The organism is Gemmatimonadales bacterium, assembly GCA_036265815.1.
Taxonomy (GTDB): Bacteria; Gemmatimonadota; Gemmatimonadetes; order Gemmatimonadales; family GWC2-71-9; genus CAVVWJ01.
On record DATAOI010000113.1, the window covers coordinates 102,346 to 117,306 of the forward strand.

At 66.1% G+C, this 14,961-nt stretch carries 9 protein-coding genes; 7 read left to right on the forward strand and 2 right to left on the reverse strand.

Going from position 1 to position 14,961, the window contains the following annotated elements; all coding sequences use genetic code 11:
* Nucleotides 1–4: 4 nt before the first annotated feature.
* Nucleotides 5–253, reverse strand: coding sequence for a zf-HC2 domain-containing protein (locus VHR41_20940; GenBank protein ID HEX3236673.1), 249 nt, complete (start codon nucleotides 251–253; stop codon nucleotides 5–7).
* 3 nt (nucleotides 254–256) lie between these two features.
* Complete coding sequence (locus VHR41_20945) at nucleotides 257–820, reverse strand: sigma-70 family RNA polymerase sigma factor (protein ID HEX3236674.1); 564 nt, start codon at nucleotides 818–820, stop codon at nucleotides 257–259.
* A 43-nt stretch (nucleotides 821–863) separates the two neighbouring features.
* Here VHR41_20945 and VHR41_20950 point away from each other — a divergent pair, with 43 nt between their 5' ends.
* From VHR41_20950 to VHR41_20980, 7 genes are all read left to right on the forward strand, one after another.
* Nucleotides 864–1,493: a hypothetical protein gene (locus VHR41_20950; protein HEX3236675.1), complete on the forward strand. Its 630-nt coding sequence runs from the start codon at nucleotides 864–866 to the stop codon at nucleotides 1,491–1,493.
* Entirely contained in the window at nucleotides 1,490–2,659 is a 1,170-nt protein-coding gene (locus VHR41_20955; GenBank protein HEX3236676.1) for a M24 family metallopeptidase, read from the forward strand. The genes VHR41_20950 and VHR41_20955 overlap by 4 nt, the downstream gene beginning before the upstream one ends.
* Nucleotides 2,660–3,148: 489 nt before the next feature.
* Nucleotides 3,149–6,634 carry a carboxypeptidase regulatory-like domain-containing protein gene (locus VHR41_20960; protein HEX3236677.1) on the forward strand — a complete coding sequence of 1,162 codons (3,486 nt, stop codon included), beginning with the start codon at nucleotides 3,149–3,151 and terminating at the stop codon, nucleotides 6,632–6,634.
* An 83-nt stretch (nucleotides 6,635–6,717) separates the two neighbouring features.
* Entirely contained in the window at nucleotides 6,718–10,803 is a 4,086-nt protein-coding gene (locus VHR41_20965) for a hypothetical protein (protein HEX3236678.1), read from the forward strand.
* A gap of 57 nt (nucleotides 10,804–10,860) precedes the next feature.
* On the forward strand, nucleotides 10,861–12,003 hold the full coding sequence (locus tag VHR41_20970; GenBank protein HEX3236679.1) for a PorV/PorQ family protein: 1,143 nt from the start codon (nucleotides 10,861–10,863) through the stop codon (nucleotides 12,001–12,003).
* 136 nt (nucleotides 12,004–12,139) lie between these two features.
* Nucleotides 12,140–13,474: a GWxTD domain-containing protein gene (locus tag VHR41_20975; protein HEX3236680.1), complete on the forward strand. Its 1,335-nt coding sequence runs from the start codon at nucleotides 12,140–12,142 to the stop codon at nucleotides 13,472–13,474.
* A gap of 63 nt (nucleotides 13,475–13,537) precedes the next feature.
* The coding region (locus VHR41_20980; protein ID HEX3236681.1) for a hypothetical protein at nucleotides 13,538–14,961 on the forward strand (1,424 nt) is incomplete at its 3' end.

A 14,961-nucleotide genomic window follows, 5' to 3' on the forward strand; every position in this document is an offset into this window, starting at 1 on the left:
ACCGTCAGCCTGGCCCGGCCTCGCTCCGGAGAAGATCGAGGATCCGCTGACGCAGCGCGCCGGGGCAGGTCTCCTTGCGGGCGCGCTCCTCCAGCATCCGGAGGAAGTTCTCCTCGAAGCGGGCGTGATCGAAGCAATGGCGGCAGTGGTCCAGGTGCCGCCGGAGCTCGGTGGCGACCCCGGGCGTCAGCTCGCGCTTGAGATAGTCCTGAAGCTGCTCCACGGCCTCCCGGCAGTTCATCTCCTCGGCCATGGGTCAGGCCTTCCGCGGCTTGATGTAGCCCATCTCTACCGCGTGCTGGTAGAGCGCCGCCTGCAGCAGGCGCCGGCCCCGAAAGAGCCGGGACTTGACCGTGCCGACCGGAATCTGGAGCGCTTCGGCGATCTCGGCATAGCGCATTCCCTCCATGTCGCTCAATACCAGCACCTCACGGAACTCCGGCGGCAGCGCGTCCACCGCCTGGAGCACCTTCTCGTCCACGATCTGGGAGAAGAAGGCCCCTTCCGGGTCGGCGGACTCGATGTCCCGGTAGATGGCGTGCGGCTCGATGGCTTCGAGGTCCATCGCGACCGGCTCCAGCTTGCGCCGGCGGTAATCATTGATGAAGGTGTTACGCAGTATGGTGAGGAGCCATCCCTTGGCGTTGGTGCCCGGCCGGTACTGGCGCCAGGAGCGATACGCCTTGAGCATGGTGTCCTGGACCAGGTCCTCGGCGCGGGCGGCGTCGCCGGTCAGCCGGAGCGCCACGCGGTAGAGCGCGTCGAGATGAGGCAGGGCCTCGTGGTCGAAGGAGGGCCCGGCCGCGGTGGGCTCGGCCATGGAAAGAATGTAATGACCCCGCTAACTTCTGCGCACAATCCCCGTGCCTACTCCTTCGTCGGTCCCCGCCCTCATTCCCCTCAGCCTGCTGGAGGCGATCCGCAACCTCGACACCCCGGTGGAGGACGGGTTGGACGAGCTGGCGGAGGAGATCGTGGTGCGCCGGCTCGGACTCAGTCCGACGGTGGCGGCGCAGATCCAGCGCTACCGGCAGACGGCGGAAAAGAACGGCGGAGTGGAGCTCGACGAGGCGGTGTCCGTGCTCCGCCTGGTGGGACGACGTCCCGATGCGCCGCTGGTCTTCGCCGACGCCGGCCGGCGGGCGGCCCGGTACGCCGTGCGGGCCCATGGCCGGGGAAGCCGGACGCTCGCCCGGGTCTCGCCCTCGGGTCTCGGACCGCGGATCTCGCGGCGGGCCTCGGCCCGGCTGGCGCGCGAGGTCTTCGGAGGTGAGCTCAAGGCCCGTCCTCAGGGCAGCGAGGTCCGGATGAGCAGTCCGCTTTCCATCCAGGCGTTTCCCGACGGCGCGGCCTGCGCGTTCTACGGCTCGGCCTACGGCGAGCTGCTCCGCTGCCTCAGCGGATTCGAGGGCGCGATGCTGCACCGGCAGTGTCGCTCCCGAGGCGAGGACACCTGCATCTGGCAGACCGCGGCGGCCGAGGTGTACGAATGATCCCGGCACCGGCGGAGCTTCGGGAGGCGCTGGCAGAGGCCAGGGCGGATGGCTGGCTGCTCTTCGACTTTCATGGGCTCAATCCGGTGGCGGGTCGGATCCTGGGACTCGGCGGGCTGGCCACCCGGCGGATCTTCGTGCTGCTCCCCAAGGAGGGTGACCCGGTGGCGGTGGCGCATCGGATCGAGCTGCAGGCGCTGGAGGATTTTCCGGGCCGGGTGATCCCCTACGCCGGATGGCAGGAGCTTCACGCCGCGCTGGGAGATCTGGTACACGGTCGAACCCTGGCGATGGAGATCTCCCCCGAGGACGCGGTGCCCTACCTCGACCGGGTGCCTTACGGAGTGATCGAGCTGCTGCGCCGCCTGGGCGCCACGGTGGTGCCCTCGGGTGCCCTGGTGAGCCGGTTCGCCGCGCGCTGGACGCCGGCTGAGGCAGAGGACCACCGGGCCGCCGCGGAGGTGCTGGCAAGCGTGGCGCGTGCCGAGCTGGCCCGCGCGGTGACGGAAGCCGACGCCGGACTGACCGAGTCGGCCCTGCAGGCGAGGGTGGTGCAGGCGGCCGAGACGCGGGGCCTGGTCTTTAACACCCGGCCGATCGTCGGCTTCGGCGCCAACGCCGCCATGCCGCACTATGAGCCGCACCCCGGCCGCGACGCGACCCTCCGCCGGGGAGACGTGGTGCTGCTCGACCTCTGGGCGGGACGCAGCCTGACGACCGTCTTCGCCGATCAGACCTGGATGGGCTTCGCGGGCGCCGACCCGCCGGAGCGAGTGCGCCGGGTATGGACGGTGGTGCGTGACGCGCGCGATGCCGCCGTCACCGCCATTCGCGCCGCGGCGGCGGCGGGCCGGTCGATCGCGGGGTACGAGGCCGACCGCGCGGCGCGCGGCGTGATCGAGGAGGCGGGGTACGGCTCGGCGTTCGTGCATCGAACCGGGCACTCGATCGACCGCGACCTGCACGGGTCGGGGCCGCACCTGGACGATTTCGAGACCCACGACGACCGCCGGCTCACGCCGGGCGTCGGATTTTCGGTCGAGCCGGGGATCTACCTCGCGGGGGAGTTCGGGGTGCGGAGCGAGGTCAACATGTATTGGGGGGCGGAGGGGCCGGAGGTGACGCCGCGCGAACCGCAGCGCGAACTCATCCTCGCCCCTGGGTGAGGTGGACGCGGAGCGTACCCTTTCCAAAAACAGTTTTGCACGTTAGTATCGCGTCCGTCAGTATGGCGTCCGTCCTCTTCTGAATCGTTTCGTTTCATGTCTGGTGTGGCACTCCTGATTGTCCCTCGCCCATAGGCGCTGACGCGTTGCAGGTGGCGCAGTCGCGAGCGAGCGTACTTCACGGGACACCAGACCGATTTGCGTTTCATCGGGCAACTTCTCCGGTTTCAGGCAGTTACGTCAGACGATCTCAGGTAACAACCCGGCCGATGTTTCCTTGACACGTGATTTTGCGCGCTTCATATTAGGCTGCCGACCGGGCCGCGGTCGTCGCAGTTTGGTGTCGATGGCGTATCGATACCCCCTTCAACTCGCAGGTGACATCCCTCAGCAGCATCCGGAATTGAGGCTTTGAGCCAGGGCAGGCGTGTACGCCCTTCGCTCCGAGTCGGCGGTAACCGCAGGTTCACGCCTTTGGAGGACGTATCCATGAAGCAATGCCGTGTCAGCGCCTTCGCACGCGTTGCGCGACTCATCGCGCTCGCGGCAGTCGCGATGGGATGGGGAGCCGGCTCGCTCCTCGCCCAGGGTTCGACTGGTAAAATCGAAGGCAGGGTAAGAGACCAGGCGGGCGCGCCGATCGCCACGGCCCAGGTGTTCGTGGTCGGGACCGCGTTCAACGCCCTCACCAACGCGCAGGGCTACTACTTCATCAACAACGTTCCCGCCAGCACAGTGGCGGTTCGCGCCGCGTTCATCGGGTACAAATCGACCCAGGTGGAAGGGGTCAAGGTCCTGGCCGGCCAGACCATCACGGTCGATGTGCAGCTGGAGCAGACGGCGGTCCAGATCCAGGAGATCACGGTCGTCAACCAGACCCAGCCGCTGGTGCCGCGCGACGAGGTTACCACCAAGCAGCGGGTGGACGGCCAGTTCGCCGATAAGCTGCCGGTGGACCGGATCAACCAGGTGCTGCAGCTGCAGCCTGGCGTCTCGGCGGACAATAACGGACAGCTCTCGATTCGCGGCGGGCGGAACAACGAAGCCGCGACCTACATCGATGGCGTGCCGGTGCAGGCGGGCTACCGCGGCGACCGGTTCGCGGGCTCGGCAGGCACTTCGATTAGCGTCAGCACCAACTCATTCGAAGAGGCGTCGGTGACCACCGGCTCCTCCTCGTCCGAGTTCGGCAACGCCAAGTCGGGCATCATCTCTATCGTCACCAAGACCGGCGGCACCGACTACGTGGGCTCGGCGTCCTACGAGACCGACGAGCCGTTCGGCGTGAATCACGGACCGGGGTTCAACCGGTTCGAGGGCAGCTTCTCCGGGCCGCTGGCGGGCCGGCTCACCTTCGCGCTCTCGGGCACCCTCGAGGGCCAGAAGAGTGTGGAGGAGGGGTTCGGCAGCACCGACGCGCCGATCTTCCTGGCGGCGGGGGTCGATACCACCATCCGGCAGCTCAGCGTGCTGGACGATCCGGCCACCCCGTTCGACGAGAGCACCAACGCTGACACCACCCTGGTGGACATCAACAACTTTGCCGTCTCCCGGGGGAACTGCGATCAGTTCGCCAACGCCGGAGCGGACGGCACCGACGATTACATCCAGAAGATCCAGAGCAACTTCGGGCTGGATTGCCAGGGGGTGCGTCTGCCCGCCACGGCCCGGACGCTCTACACCGCCGCGGGCAAGCTGAACTACTCCTACGGCACCGGCTCCCGGGTGGCCCTCAGCGTGGCCACCAGCCGGAACCAGGGGCACAACCTGCCCATCTCCATCATTCGGTACCTGAACGCGCTCTCCGTGCCGGGGAACGTGAACGGGTTCTACAACCGGAACTATCTCAGCACGTTCAACTGGACCCAGAACCTCTCCAAGAGCGCGGAGCGGGCGCTGGCGCTGGACGTGGCCCTGTCCTATCAGCAGGACAAGACGCAGAACGGGCCACTGACGGTGGAGAGCGATCTCGGCACCCGGGATCCGTTCGGCGGGTTCGTGCTCAAGCCGATGCACTTCCTCTTCGGCTTCGACAACTTCCCCATCGACGACCAGCTGATCTCGAACGTCCGGAAGAACGAGGGCCGGATCACCCCGGTCGACGTGGAGAACAGCACGCAGTACAACTACGTGGACGAACTGCGGAACGATGCCTACGGCGTGTACGGCAAGTACGCCGGCTTCTTCAACACCCTGGGCGGCGACATCTGGAGCTTCGGCGAGTCGGGCGGTCCGTCCGGCAGCATTACCGGTGCCCAGCGGCTGAGTCTCTACAAGGAGCAGCGGTACATCGGGAAGGCCACCCTCGACTGGCAGGCCGACCGGTACAACCGGCTCAAGCTGGGCGGCGAGTTCACCCGCTACTCGATCGACGACTACACCTTCCGCTTCCAGGACAAGTTCTTCTCCGATGCCTATAAGGAAAAGCCGATCCGGTGGAACGGCTTCCTGGAAGACCGGCTGGACCTGGGTGATGTGGTCGTCGTCGGTGGTCTGCGCTACGACTATTACGACACCCGCGCCTCCCGGCCGTTCGTGAGCGACACGCTGGGGAACACCTACGCCTTCCCCCGGATCGCGAGCTACGGCTTGGTGACCCGGAACAACGGGCAGGACACCGTGGCGCTGGGCTTCGATCCCGACAACCCGACCGCCAACTTCGTGCGGGACAAGAGCCACAACTACCTGAGCCCGCACATTCAGGTGTCGTTCCCGGTTACCGACAAGACCAACTTCCGGCTGTCGTACTCGCACCAGGTGCAGACGCCTGACTTCTCCCTACTGCTGGGCGGCGAGAACATCGACATCGGGTTCACCAACACCAACCAGGTGTACGGCGCCGACCTCGATTTCGGCAAGACCATCGCCTTCGAGTTCGGCATCCGGCACGCGTTCAGCGACGACATGGTGCTGGACGTGGCGGCGTACAACAAGGACATCGTCTCCGATCCTGCGGCACGATTGGTCAGCCTCTTCGATCCGGTCGCGGGCCGGAGCCTCGACTTCCGGGTGCTCACCAACCTGGACTTCGGCAACGTGCGCGGGCTCGACGTCCGGCTCGACCGGCGGTTCGGCAACTACTTCAACGGCACGGTGTCGTACTCCTACCAGCAGGCCAGGAACACGGGATCGGATCCGTTCACCTACACCAACTACGGCTCGCGCATCGTGAACCAGGTCGGCGGCAACAACGGTGCCCAGCCGCCACCGCAGGGCATTCTGCCGACCGACAACAGCCGTCCGCACACGGTCTCCGGGGCGTTCTCGATCAGCCTTCCGGGCGACTGGAAGCGGGGCTCTGCCATCGGCAACGTCTTCCGCAACGTGAGCCTGTTCTCCACCTTCCGCTATGCCAGCGGAACGCCCTACAGCAAGTGCGGCTTCAGCAACGATGAGATCAGCGTGCTCTCGGTCGAGAACTGCGTGCGCAACTTCCCCGAGGGGCTCAACACCCAGCGGCTGCCCTCCATTAAGGAGTTCAACACCAAGCTGACCAAGAACTTCTCGGTGGGCGGGCTGGACCTCACCGGTTATCTGGACGTGCGCAACGTGCTCAACTTCAAGAACATCGTCCAGGTGTTCGCGCTCAACGGCGACGTGCAGAGCTCGCTGGAGCGGGAAGCAAACAACCGGGCCGATCTGGATGACCTGGCCTCCGAGCGGGACCTGAACAAGAAGGCCATCGCGGACCCCTCGGATCCCTCGGCCGACCCCGCCATTGATCTCAGGTTCGGCGGCGTCAGTGACCCGCGTACCAAGTGCACCAATTGGGTCAGCAGCAAGAACAGCGCGCCGGCAGCCGCCAACTGCGTCTACCTGATCCGGGCGGAGGAGCGGTTCGGCAACGGGGATCACATCTTCACGGTCGACGAGCAGAGCAACGCCGTCAATTCCCTGTACGACGCCGCCCGCGGTGAGCAGGAGATGACCCTGCCTGGTCGCCGGGCCCGGCTCGGATTCGAGATCAACTTCTGATTCCCTGCCTCCCCTTGCGGGCCCGTCCGCCTCGCGGACGGGCCCGCAGGGCGGCGGCGCGGGTTTTCCTCAAGGAGGACGGGATGCGTTTCTCGCGTTGTCTGCGCAGTGTGATGCGGGCGGCCACGGTGGCGGTGGCAGTGAGCACAGCCGTCACGACCATGGCTCACGCCAGGCCACGGCCGAGGCCGGGACAGGGCTTCCGGCTCTTCTCCAGCGCCCTCACCATCATCGAGGCCAACCGGGTGCAGTGCCGGGTGTCGTCCGACGGGCAGCTCTGCGCGACGGGGTCGTCGACCGTGGGCGGCGGCATCTGGCCCAAGGGTACGGCCGACCAGTACATCTTCGCTGGGGGACTCCAAGTGGGCGGGGTGGTCGATCCCAGCCAGGCCAAGTCAGTGAACGGCTTCGCCGGCGATACGGCGGGCGCGTTCCTTTACAACACCTCGGGTACCAGCAACGGCACGGCGCTGCGCCCGATCTTCGCGTCGGTCGATCCGGCCGATGCGGCGGCGTGGCCGGTCGAGGCACGGGTGCCCTGCTCGGATCCCGCAACAACGACGATTCCGGGCGGCCTGCCGCCCGAGACCATCGCCCGATGCGACTCCGCCGGGGTGGGCGGCGATCCGACCGGCGACCTCTTCGACCCGGCCCTGCAAGGCAAGATCTCGGCGTCACAGGGTGATCACTGGCTGCTCTACTGGGAAGGGGATCCCTCCAACCTCGCGTCGCGGAAGCACCCGCTCGGCATCCTGGTGGAAACCCGGGCGCTGGCGTGGAACTTCCCGACCGGCAACGAGGACATCCTGTACTTCCTCTTCACCTTCTACAACGTCACCAGCGGCCGGGACGACGACTATCTGGGCATCCGGTCGTCGCTGCGGCCGTTCATTCAACAGAAGGGCAAGGATTTCCGGGCGCTCAACACCGCCAAGTTCGGTGTGGCGTTACCCGAACAGGGCTACCTCATCAAGGACATCTTTGTCGACGTGGTGAACGACATGGACGTGGCCAACGCCAACGCCAACTACTCTGGCGTGAACGTCCCGTTCGCCCTGGGCTACACCTACGAGAACGACTTCAGCCAGTCGGTGACCCAGAGTCTGGGCTGGACCTTCGATCCGGCCATCTTCGGTTCGGCGCCGTTCTTCCCCGGCGTCGGGTTCGGGGCCGTGAAGTATCTCAGGAGCCCCATCAACCCCATCACCGGAGAGCAGGTCGGGCTGAGCCTCTTCGGCACCTTCTCCAACAGCGTGGGGTCGCTGACCGACCCGAATGACGACAAGCAGCTCTATCGCTACATGACCGGGCATCTGCTCCCGACAGACGGGTCCTGCTCGCTCAATCCCGACGTCACCAAGATCTGCTCGGTCAATCTCGACAGCCCGGTCGACATGCGGTTTTACCAGTCGTCGGGCCCCTTCGATCTGGCGCCAGGCCAGTTCGGCTCGGTCGTGGCCGCGTACATTTTCGCGCCGCCGGTGGCCGATGGAAACTGCCCGGGCGCGAGCTGCAACGTGAAGGCGGCCGACGGCGGAGATCCCAATCGGCTCACCATTCTGGGCGACGCCGCCCGGATGGCCGGCGGGGTGAACCAGATCGATCGCATGACCGGGTTTAAGAGCTTCAATGACGCCGACGGCGACGGCGTGGTCACCCAGAACGAGATGACGGTGGTCCCCGGCTCGCTCCTCGGCAAGGCGCTGGTAGCCCAGAGCGTCTTTGACACCCGTTTCCTGCTGCCGTTCTCCCCCGAGGCGCCGCCCTTCTTCCTGGTGCCCGGAGACAACCAGGTCACCGTGCTCTGGACTCCCTCGGCCACCGAGACGGTGCCCGATCCGTTCTTCGCGGTAGCATCCACTCCGCTCAAGTCCGATGGAACCATCAATATCGCATACGATCCCAACTTCCGCGCGCTCGATGTGGAGGGATACCGGGTCTATCGCGGACGGACCAGCAACCCGAGCCAGCTGACGCTCGTCGCGCAGTTCGACTTCGCGCCCGACGCGACGACCGGCAAGGGCATCTTCAACGACTTCCGGGGAACGGTGAACCCGGACGCTGATTGCGCGCCCGAGCTCGGGATCACCACGAGCTGCCCGGTCGCCTTTGAAACGCCGCCGGCAGGCACGGCGTTCACCGTGTCGAATCCGGTCGACTTGACTGGCACGGTCACGCAGGTCAAGCCGGGTAACCGCGTGGCTCTCGCCTCCGGCAAGGCGCAGGTCCTGCCGGGCTCCCTCGATACTGCCTTCGCCGACATTAGTCACGGCTCGCGCATCGGGACCGGGGTGTCGACCGAGCTGGCCAATACCGGGGTACCCTACGCCTTCACCGATGTCGGAGTGCGCAACAGCGTGCGCTACTTCTACGCCGTCACGGCGTTCGACATCAACTCGACCGTGTCCGGTCCTTCGAGCCTCGAGTCGGGCCGCATCGCCAAGGCGGTGACACCGGTGGCTTCGCCCAGCAACGTCGCGCTGGCCCAGCTCTCGTTCGGCGTCTTCGGCGACGACAACACCGATCTCAGCCAGGAGGCCGTCTCGTTCTCGATCGACGACCAGACCGGCCGGTTCAACGGCCCGCCGCCGCCCACCACGGCGGTAGGGGCCACGTTCCAGCCGCTGGTCCGTGCTCTCCTGCCGGCGGTGAACCTGACCGCGACCATCGATTCGATGAAAATCCGCGCGTTGGGCGCTGCCTACCCAGGCGATGGCATTGCAGCGTTTGATTGCCAAGGCAAGGACAACGGTCAAGGCCTCTGCATGCAGTACTTCATCACCTTCAACAAGGACGGCACCCTCTCCTCGTCCAGCACCGTGGTCAACCAGCCCATCCTGACCACGACGTTCGGCGACCCGATTTCGGTCGAGGCGCCGGCGGGACAGGTCCCCATCAACCCCGAGCCTGCCGCACTGCAGAAGTACGGCATCCCGGGGGGTGCCACCACCTTCAATGCGTCGCTCTCGTTGAACATCGGGCAGGAGGGCCAGTGGTCCGCCGGCGAGAACTTCAATGGCCGCCGCGATCTGGGCAGCATCTCCCCGGGTGGGTCGCGCTGGTTCGACGGTGCCAACGAGACGCTGGACGATCCGACGTACTCGATCCGGGTCGGCCACGTCGCCGGAGTGGATTCGATCTTCGCCCCACTGAGCCATATCGACCAGGACCCGGTGACTCCTGGGGTACAAGCACCTGCTCCGAGCGTGTGCATGCAGACGTTCCTCTACGCGCTGGCCCCCTTCGGCCGCCAGGCTGATATCGAGCTGACCTGGGGGGACGGCGGCACGATCGCCTCGGTGCGGGACATCACCCACCACATCGATGTGCCGTTCAAGGATACGCCACAGGGAAGCTGGGGCTTCGTTCCCGATGCGAACGGCAACGGAAAGATCGATTGGATGGACATCACCCAGGTCGAGGAGATCTCGCAGGCCGTCAACGAGATCACCTTCTGCGATGCCACCAACGTCGACCCGGCCATCGACCTCCCCGCTCCGGGTGCTGGCGCGAAGCTGGGCCAGACCGCCGTGGTGACGCCGACGTCCACGACCACCAGCACGACAGATCCGGCGCTCCAGCTGTCGACGGGCCAGGGCTTCGGGCTCTACCTGGCCGGCCACTTCCACATCTTCCAGCTCACCGGCGGTGCACTGCCGGCCGCCGGGACCAAGTGGACATTGCGGAGCTACTCGGGCACGGTCACGGCCTCCAAGAATGCGGAGACCACCGATCCGAGCGGCTATGCATTCGCGCCGATCGTCAGCTCGCCGGCGATTCCGGGACTGCAGGTCAAGTTCAGCGTTCCGGCGGCCACCACGGCCGTGGCCGCCACCAAGGGCGACCTCTCCAGCGTACACACGGTGCCGGACCCGTACTATGTTCGGAGCGCGTTCGAGTCCAGCACCGATCAGAAGATTCTCAAGTTCGTAGGCTTGCCGCAGGACGCGATCATCCGGATCTATTCCGCGAGTGGTGTGCTGGTGCGCATCCTGGAGCACCACTCGGGAGGGTACGATCCGACCAGCGTCTCGCAGGGCAGTGAGACGCAGTGGGACCTGCGAAACCGGAACAACCAGGTGGTCGCGAGCGGGGTGTATTTCTACCACATTGAAGCCGGTGACGCCCGCAAGGTCGGCCGCTTCACGGTTGTGAACTTCGCCCAATAGCCTACGGGAGCGGAGGCCCCGAGGGGCCTCCGTTCCACCTTCAGGAGATTGCACACCATGATGAAGCGCACCGCACCAGGTTGGCTCTTCGCGCTCGGAGCACTCGGCTGGTTGCCGGCCGGCGCCGCCGCGCAGGCACAGCCGGGTAACAGCAACGACAATACCGGATTCGGGACCACGTCGGCGGAATTCCTGCTCCTCGGCGCCGGCGCACGCGGGACGGCGCTGGGCGGAGCCTTTTCCTCCATCGCGACCGACGTCAGCTCGCTGTATTACAACCCGGCCGGCGCCGCGCTGATGGAACGGCCGGGTCTGATGATCGGCACCTTCGATTACGTGGCGGATACCCGCTATTCCTGGGGAGGGGTCGGATTCCCCTTCTCCGGCGGGAGCCGGACCATCGGCGTCCAGCTGGGCACCTTCGGCTTCAAGGACCAGCCGGTATACACCGAAGATCAGCCGGATGGCACCGGAAGCACCTACTCGGTCAGCGAGACCTTCGTCGGCCTGACGCTGGCCCAGCAGTTCTCCGATCGATTCTCCGCAGGTATTACCGGGAAGTACATCAACGACAAGCTCGGCACCGTCAGCGGCAATGCCTTCGCGGTCGACTTCGGCACCAACTTCCACGCCACCCTCAGCAACCATCCCATCAAGTTCTCCTTCGTCCTGGCGAACCTGGGATCCAACCTGTCCTACGAGGGTACCGGCGTGCAGCCGGCCACGGGCGTGCCGCGCAGCCCGATCGACGATCCGGAAGGCGACGTACCCACGCTCCCGGACCCGGCCAACCTCCGGACCAAGGATTTCGGCTTGCCCACCACCTTCCGAGTCGGTCTGGCGTACGACGTGCTTTCGGGAGACAACAGCCATCTGACCGTACTGGGTGACTTCAACCAGCCCAACAGCAATACGCCGGGCTTCGTGGTCGGGAGCGAGTGGATGTCGGAGAAGCTGGGCGGCTCCAACTTCGGCTTCGCTCTCCGCGGCAGCTACAGTTATACCGGTGCCAACAACATCGAGCCCAGCGCGGCGTCTCCGACAGCGCTGAGCGACGAAGAGAATCTGCAGGGACTCGCCTTCGGTGGCGGTCTCATGTACGGGAATGGCGGAGGGTTCAGCCTGGGCCTGGACTACGCATACAAGTACCTCGGCGTGCTGGGGCCGACCAACTTCTTCAGCTTCACGCTGGGGTGGTAGGAATCAGCGCCCCTGGTACGTGTCGTCTTACTGAGTGATACACGTGGCGAGATTGATCGTAGTTGCAGCTTTGGCGGTCCTCGCGGCGCCACTGGCGCCGCAAGGCCCGTCCGATGGGGGTCTCGTATTGCGCGCGGTGCGCTCCTTCCGGCCGGAAGAAGGCCGGACCGAAGTGAACGCGTTCGTGCAGGTGCCCTACTCGATGATGGGCCCGACCGTGGAAGGCGAGGGTGGGGCCTTGAGCTACCAGGTCACGGTGCGGGTCACCGACTCGACTGGACTGACGCTGCTGCAGAACGCCTGGCAGAATCACGCTCCGGCAGAGGTCCGGTCGCCGGACGCGTCGGCGGTGGACATGGTCCACTTCTCCATCGCGCCTGGCAGGTACCGCCTGGAGGTGGCGGTCGTCGATTCGGTGTCCGGACGCCGTGCGGCGTCGGCCGTGGATCTCGAGGGCTTTGCCGCGGCTCCCCCGGCATCGGACCTGTTGCTGTCGCCCCAGATCCGTCCGGCGACCGCCACCGATACGGTGCCGCGCCCGGCCGAGCTCCGCTGGGGGAAGATGCTGGTCACGGCGGCGGCCCGCTTGGAGCTCACGCCGCTCCGGCCCACCGCCTACTACCTGCTGGAGGCGTATTCGGGCAAGGAAGAGAAGGGAACCCTGAGTCTCCGGGTGACCGATTCGACCGGCAAGGTCCTGGTACGGACACCGGCCACTCCCGTCACCGTTCCGCAGGGGGGCGGAGTACTGAAGGGTCAGGTCGATCTGGCAGGGCTGCCCGGCGGAACCTACACCATGACGGCGGCACTCAGCCTGTCCCAGAGCGTGGAGCGGTCGGCCATGTTCACCATGGCCAACATCGGCGAGACCCTCACCCGGACGGTGGCCCGGCGGGAGGCGAACAAGATCACCGACGAGGGGTACTTTGCCGCCATGGCCGCGGCGGAGCTGGACGCCGCCGAGGAGCCCCTGGCGGTCATCGCGAGATCGGGCGAGCTGAGAGCCTACGACAAGACCCTGAGCGCGAACGCCAAGCGGCGCTTCCTCACCGACTTCTGGCAGCGGCGCGATCCCACGCCCGGGACGCCGCGGAACGAGAGCAGGGACGCGTTCTACCAGGCGATCGTCTACGCCAACGAGCACTACCGGGAGGGAGGGCGGACTCGCCCCGGCTGGAAGTCGGACCGAGGGCGGATCTTTCTCAAGAACGGCCCTCCCGACGAGACGTTGCAGCGTGAGCAGCAGGCCCTGGCGCCGCCGTATGAGGTCTGGCGGTACCGCACCGGGAAGGACAGGTGGTATTGCTTCGTCGACCGCTCCCGTGGCGTTGGGCTCTTTCAACTGATCCACTCGAATGACGTGAACGAATCCGGGCTGCCCAACTGGCGGGAGATTCTGACCCCGGAAGCCTTGCAGGACGTCGGACGGTTCCTGGGGATCGACTTCTTCGACCGGAGCAGGGAGCAATAGCAGGCGCAGGTCGATGGCCAGATCACACGCCTTCCTCACCGCCTTTGGAATGAGGTGCGAAGTATGAATCGCTTTAAACTTGGTTTGGTTGGTCCGATCACCCTTCTTCTGGCAGTCGGCTGCAGCGGCGACCCGACGAGCGACCTGCAAAACGGGCTCGACCACCTGACTGCGTCTCCGACGCAGCTCTTCGTGGAACCGGGGAACTCGAAGACGGTCGAAGTGACCGGCGTCGACGGACAGGGGAATCCGCTGGAGCTTTCCTTCGTGGTGACGCCGGCCAGCTCCGCGATCACGGTCAAGCGCGATTCGACCTTTCACCCGGTCTACGTGAACGATACCCTCCTGGCCGTCCCGCCGGTGGCGACGCGGTGGCGGTTCATCGTGACGGGTGTCACCTACGCGAAGACGGCCTTTACGATCAAGTCGGAAGGCGATAGCCTGGTGGTGCCGGTCCAGGTGGTCCCGCAAAGCACGATCCTGGCCACCTTCGACAACGACTCCCCGGCCCTCGGCCAGGCCGTGACGCTGACGGCACCTGCGGGCAACACCTTCGCGTCCGACGCCGCGCTCCTGATCGGGGGAGACCCGACTCGCCCCCTGACGATCACGGCTCGCGCGGCCGATGGCTCCTCCATCACCTTCATCCCGCCGCCCAACGTCGCCTCACCGATCACCGTCACGAAGGTGACCTCAGTCGGTGCGCCGTCGCTGACGTACTCGCCTACAACGCAGGCGCTATTGACGACCCCGGTCATCGATACGGTGGACGTGACCTATTCGACGCCGACGCCGGCGCTGGGCGCGACGGTCACGATGTCGATCACCAATCCGCTCATCAAGTTCGACACCGCGACGGCGATCGCGTTCGAGGGCCAGTTTGGTGGACCGGCGGCAGGTCCGGCGGCGATCACGCCGGCGGCGGACAGCAGCAGCCTCACCTTCCAGGCACCACCCAACGCGAACGGGCTGGCGACGGTCACCTCATTCGTGTTCCCTGGGGGCTACGCAATCGCCTTGCCGACGCGCACCGGGATCGTGACCGCGGGGCCGCTGCCGGATACGGCCGACGTGACCATATCGAATCTGAACCCGCCTCTGCTCGCGCCGATCACCATTACCCTGCCTGGGAACTTGACGTTCGGTGCGGCGGCAGATGACTCCGTCTTCTTCGGCAGCAACGCCGCAATCATCCAGGCGGTGAACGGGGGTGGCACGAGCATCGACGTCATCCCGCTCCCGGGCTCGGTCGGCCGCCCGCGGCTCGTGGGTGTGTTCCCGACCGGCTTCCCGCAGTTCTTGCTGTCGATGCAAGCGGATGACAGTGTGACTGTGCCGGAGCTCACTCCGCTCACGGGAACGGACGATCCGGCGACGGCACCGGACATTACGGCCTCGATCCCGTTCACGCTGACCGACCTCGGGACGTGGGCCAGCACGAACTGCGGAACGACCTCGGGTTCCACCTCTTGCCAGGTCTACAAGCT

Excerpts from the sequence above, each read along its gene's own strand:
- VHR41_20940 (HEX3236673.1), bottom strand. The coding sequence starts at position 253 with ATGGCCGAGGAGATGAACTGCCGGGAGGCCGTGGAGCAGCTTCAGGAC.
- VHR41_20945 (HEX3236674.1), bottom strand. The coding sequence starts at position 820 with ATGGCCGAGCCCACCGCGGCCGGGCCCTCCTTCGACCACGAGGCCCTG.
- VHR41_20955 (HEX3236676.1), top strand. The coding sequence starts at position 1,490 with ATGATCCCGGCACCGGCGGAGCTTCGGGAGGCGCTGGCAGAGGCCAGG.
- VHR41_20960 (HEX3236677.1), top strand. The coding sequence starts at position 3,149 with ATGAAGCAATGCCGTGTCAGCGCCTTCGCACGCGTTGCGCGACTCATC.
- VHR41_20965 (HEX3236678.1), top strand. The coding sequence starts at position 6,718 with ATGCGTTTCTCGCGTTGTCTGCGCAGTGTGATGCGGGCGGCCACGGTG.
- VHR41_20970 (HEX3236679.1), top strand. The coding sequence starts at position 10,861 with ATGATGAAGCGCACCGCACCAGGTTGGCTCTTCGCGCTCGGAGCACTC.